At 53.1% G+C, this 4,499-nt stretch carries 3 protein-coding genes; all 3 read right to left on the minus strand.

The genetic code is table 11. From position 1 onward, the window contains the following. Positions 1 to 1,072, minus strand: a 1,072-nt coding sequence (locus E4P00_RS17760) for an HlyD family type I secretion periplasmic adaptor subunit (protein ID WP_248132299.1), incomplete at its 3' end; no start/stop codon positions are given. Positions 1,073 to 1,163: 91 nt separating this feature from the next. Continuing rightward, entirely contained in the window at positions 1,164 to 3,323 is a 2,160-nt protein-coding gene (locus E4P00_RS17765) for a type I secretion system permease/ATPase (protein WP_282443254.1), read from the minus strand. Positions 3,324 to 3,439: 116 nt separating this feature from the next. Further along, on the minus strand, positions 3,440 to 4,499 hold a 1,060-nt coding region (locus E4P00_RS17770), incomplete at its 5' end, for a TolC family outer membrane protein (RefSeq protein ID WP_248132301.1).

The raw sequence follows: 4,499 nt of genomic DNA on the forward strand, positions 1-4,499 counted from the left end.
GCTGATTACTAGGCACAATGACCATGAGTTGCTGCGCTGGCGTCACAACCCCACCGACGGTATGGACAGCCAGCTGTTGAACCGTGCCATCCACGGAAGCCCTAAGAAGTGTCAACGTTTCCTGGTATTGGGCTTTAGCCAGCTCTTGAATCAAGCTGGCTTCTTTCTGATTGGCTTCTTGCTGCAAATCGAGCATTGAACGCCGAGTTTGGGCCACCACGCCTTCACGCCGACGTTTGGCCTCACCCTGAGCAGCGGTTGATTGCAATACACTCGCTTGCTGGACGCTGAGTTGGCGCTGAAGGTCCAGGCGAGCCTGCTCTTTTTCCAAGTATTCGTGCCTGGCAACATACTGTTGAGCCAGTAACCGCTGATAGTCTTGAGCTAACTGAGTGGCTATCGGTAAGGTTTTCAGCAAACTGGAGACTTGGGATCGGGCGGCTTGTATATCCGCGTCGCGCTGAAGAATTTCGGCCTCGACAAGATCGAGACTGCTCCGATACTCCTGATATTGCCCCTGCAACCAACGCTGTGCAGTCAGCACCTGGTCGGGAGTAGCTCCCTGAATCAAACCTATTAGAGGTTGAGGCTCTTTTTGATGATTGATCGCATCCAGCATCGCCCCGCCACGGACACTGTCAATCCGGGCCGCTAAAAGGTCACTCTGAATGCGCCGAACCTCTGCATCTGCCGAAGTCGGGTCTAATTCGACCAGGATTTCGCCTGCTTTGACCGCCTGACCATCAGTGACATGAATCGCCGTAACAACGGCTGTTTCGCTGGATTGAATCAACTTGGTCTTGCCACTGGGAACAATTTTTCCCGGCGCCACCGCGACCACTTCAATTTTACCGAGGAACGCCCAGAGCAAAGCCAACGTGGCAAAGCCAAGAATGCTCCATATAAAAATGCGGGGTGCAGGATGTACCGGCTTTTCTTGCAGCTCTAATGCCGCCGGTAAAAATTGAACCTCGTGAGGAAGTCGTTTGGGGGCATCCATGGCTTTTCGCCGACGCCACGACTCGCGCCAGGCATGGCGGTAGCGTTGAAACAAATCGGAGCGAGCGCTCATACGATTATCGTCCTATGTAAAAACCTATGCACATCCGTGTCGCCTCCCGAAAAGAGACGAGATCAGTTCACACATCACGCAACCAAACGGCTCACCCTTGTTGCATACGGTGCAATCGCGAGTAGTGCCCCGCTTGATGGGCCAATAACTCGGTATGCGTGCCCTGCTCGACTATTTGCCCGCGATCAATCACCAAGATACGGTTGGCATCCCTGACGGCGGATAATCGGTGGGCAATAATGATCACCGTGCGGCCCTTGCAAATGCTCTGCATGTTCTGCTGAATAATGCGCTCGGACTCATAGTCCAAAGCACTGGTCGCTTCATCGAAAATCAGAATCCGTGGATTGCCGATCAATGCACGCGCGATCGCTACGCGTTGCCGCTGACCACCTGACAGTGAGGCACCGTGCTCGCCGACTATCGTGTCGTACCCCTCCGGCAACTCCAGAATGAATTCGTGGGCTCCGGCCATCTGTGCCGCCTGCATGACGGATTCAAGGGGGGTGCCAGGATCGGCCAATGCAATGTTTTCGCGGATGCTGCGGTTGAACAACATGTTGTCCTGAAGTACTACACCAATCTGGCGGCGCAGCGATGAAACATCTGCCAACGCCAAGTCCATGCCGTCCACCAACACCCGTCCTCGCTCCGGGACATACAGGCGTTGAAGCAGTCTGGTGAGTGTGCTTTTTCCAGAACCTGAGCGACCCACAACGCCGATGACTTCGCCCGCCATTATTTTCACGCTAATGCCCCGGAGCACTTCAGAACCATCGGTGCGATAGCGAAAGTGCACTTGGTCAAATTCGATGTGCCCCTTCAGTGGCGGCAGCGCGCTTCTGTCGGCCTGGGACAACTCCGTCCGAGTATTGAGGATGTCGCCTAAACGTTGAACGGACACCCCGGTTTGCTGAAAACTGGTCCAGAGTTGCGCCAGACGTATAATCGGTTGCGAGACTCTGCCGGCCAGCATATTAAAAGCAATCAATTGACCTACCGTCAGGCTGCCATCGATGACCAAGCGAGCGCCCATCCATAGGGTTGCGACCGTCACCAACTTACCGATCAGCCCAACACTTTCGTTAGCAATCGTTGAGAGATTTTGTGTCTTGAAACCAGCGGCGACGTAAGCGGCTATTTGGTTCTCCCACTTACGAATGGCTTGCGGTTCTACGGCCATGGACTTGACCGTATCAATGCCATTTACCGTTTCGACAAGAAACGCCTGATTCTCGGCCCCACGGGAAAAACTATCTTGTAGTCGGGCACGCAGCACTGGCGTGATCAGCGCCGAAACCAATACATAGAGAGGTAACGACAGCACCACAATTAGTGTTAACCAGGCGCTGTAGTAAAACATCACAGCGATAAATACGACGGAAAACATAACATCCAGAACAAGGGTGATAGCGTTGCCGGTCAGGAAACTGCGGATGTTTTCCAGCTCCTGGACACGTGCGACGGAGTCGCCAACCCTGCGAGCCTGGAAATAAGCCAAGGGCAAATTGACCAGATGTCGAAAGAGGCGCGAACCCAGCTCCACATCAATACGACTGGCTGTATGGGCAAACACATAGGTGCGCAAACCACTCAGCGCCGACTCGAACAGCATGATCCCCAAAAGACCTATGGCGACAACGTCCAATGTGGTCAGCCCATGGTGTACCAGCACCTTATCCATCACTACTTGAAAAAAGAGCGGTGTCAAAAGGGCAAATATTTGCAGTACAAAAGAAACCAGCAGGACTTCACCCAGTAGCTTTCTGTACTTCACGATGGCAGGAATAAACCAGGTAAAGTCGAATCGTGATGTCTCACCGAGGTTTCCCGCTTCGGAACGAACCAAAATCAATTGACCATTCCATCGCGCGAGCAGCTCTTCGGCGCTAATGATTTCCGCACGCTCAACACGCGGATCCTGAATAAGCACTTTGCCTTGGTCGAGCCTGGCGATAATGAAAAAACGTCCTTCTTTATCAATCGCTATGGCAGGTAGAGGCGTGCTGCCTAGGCGAGCAAGTGAGGTACTCACCCTTTTGGCTTTCAGGCCAAGCTTTCTTGCCGCAAGAAGCAGCTCAGCTTGAGAAAAGACGTGGTTATCAACTGAGAACTCATGAGAAAGCTGTTCAGCAGAAGCCGACAAATTGTGAAAGCGAGCCAACATGACCAGACAGGCTAAGCCCGTGTCCATGGCATCTGAAACTGAAGGCTGTGCAGGCGGCTCGACGCCTGGAGTGTATGTACTCATATTGCTGTTGCGTCCTTGCGTCCCAACTAGGGAGAAATTAATACCAGGCTTAATACTTCATAACCCACATGAAGGATGTGCCACCTATACCTCGGCAATCAGCGTTTGAGTTGCGCTCATGTTTGTTCACGGGCATCAGGAGGAAGAAAGTCACGATCAGGATCGTAGTTTTTGGTTAGATACATGGCTAAATCCGCCAAATCAGCAGGACTTAATGTGCCAGCAGCTTCTTTTAGCTTAAGGGTATCGATAATGTAATCGTAACGAGCATTGTTGTACTCTCGAACAACGTTGTAGAGTTGCCGCTGAGCATTCAACACATCGGCTGTATTACGAGATCCCAGCTCTCGCCCCACCGTGTTTGCCTTCACCGATGCTTGACTGGAGAGAATCGTTTGTCGCCGAGCACTCACTTGTTCTATGTCTGAATTGACAGCCCGATGTAAATTTCGAGTACTTTGTACGACCTCACGACGCCGATCATCTCGCTCATCTTCACTCTGAGCTAAACGCTCAGTGGCTTCACGAACTTGCGAGCGCGTCATGCCTCCCGAATACAATGGAATATTGAGCTCCAACCCAATGCTTCGCTGTGCAATATCGCCCCGATAACCAGAGCGACCAAAATCGGTGGGGTTGCTGTAGCCAAAGTTATCGTTGTCCCCATGACGATAGGACGCAACAGCATCCAGGGAAGGCGCAAAACCGGCCTTGCGTTGCTGATTGGTTTTCTCGGCAGCTGTCACCGCGAAATTGCTGGCGAGCAGCGACAGGTTTTGTTGCACCGCCTGACTTACCCAGGCGCTGGCCTCATTGGGCACAGGCGTCACCACAGGTAATCGATGCTCAACCCCCTCGATCGATGAATAGTCCTGCTTGGTAAGGCGTGCAAGGGCCTCATAAGCATCGTCAACCTTACGCTCGGCCAGCTTGCGGTTGGCATTGGCGTTATCGTAGGCAGCCTGAGCATCTAGCACATCCTTGATACTGGACGCTCCATTGTCAAGGCGCGCCTGAGCCTGCTGGTGCTGGCGTTGCAAGGCTGCCTCCTCCGCCTTGGAAGCCGCTAATGTGTCCAACGCGCGCAGCGTTTCAAAATAGGCTTGCGCGGCACCAAGGACCAACGCCTGCTCCTTGGCAGATAATTCCAACGCTGCTTGTGCCGTACTCGCCTGC

This window comes from Pseudomonas sp. B329 (assembly GCF_023127835.1).
Classification (GTDB): domain Bacteria; phylum Pseudomonadota; class Gammaproteobacteria; order Pseudomonadales; family Pseudomonadaceae; genus Aquipseudomonas; species Aquipseudomonas synxantha_A.

What these genes read in the sequence shown, in the direction of transcription:
- E4P00_RS17765 (WP_282443254.1), bottom strand. Translation starts at nt 3,323, where the DNA reads ATGAGTACATACACTCCAGGCGTCGAGCCGCCTGCACAGCCTTCAGTT.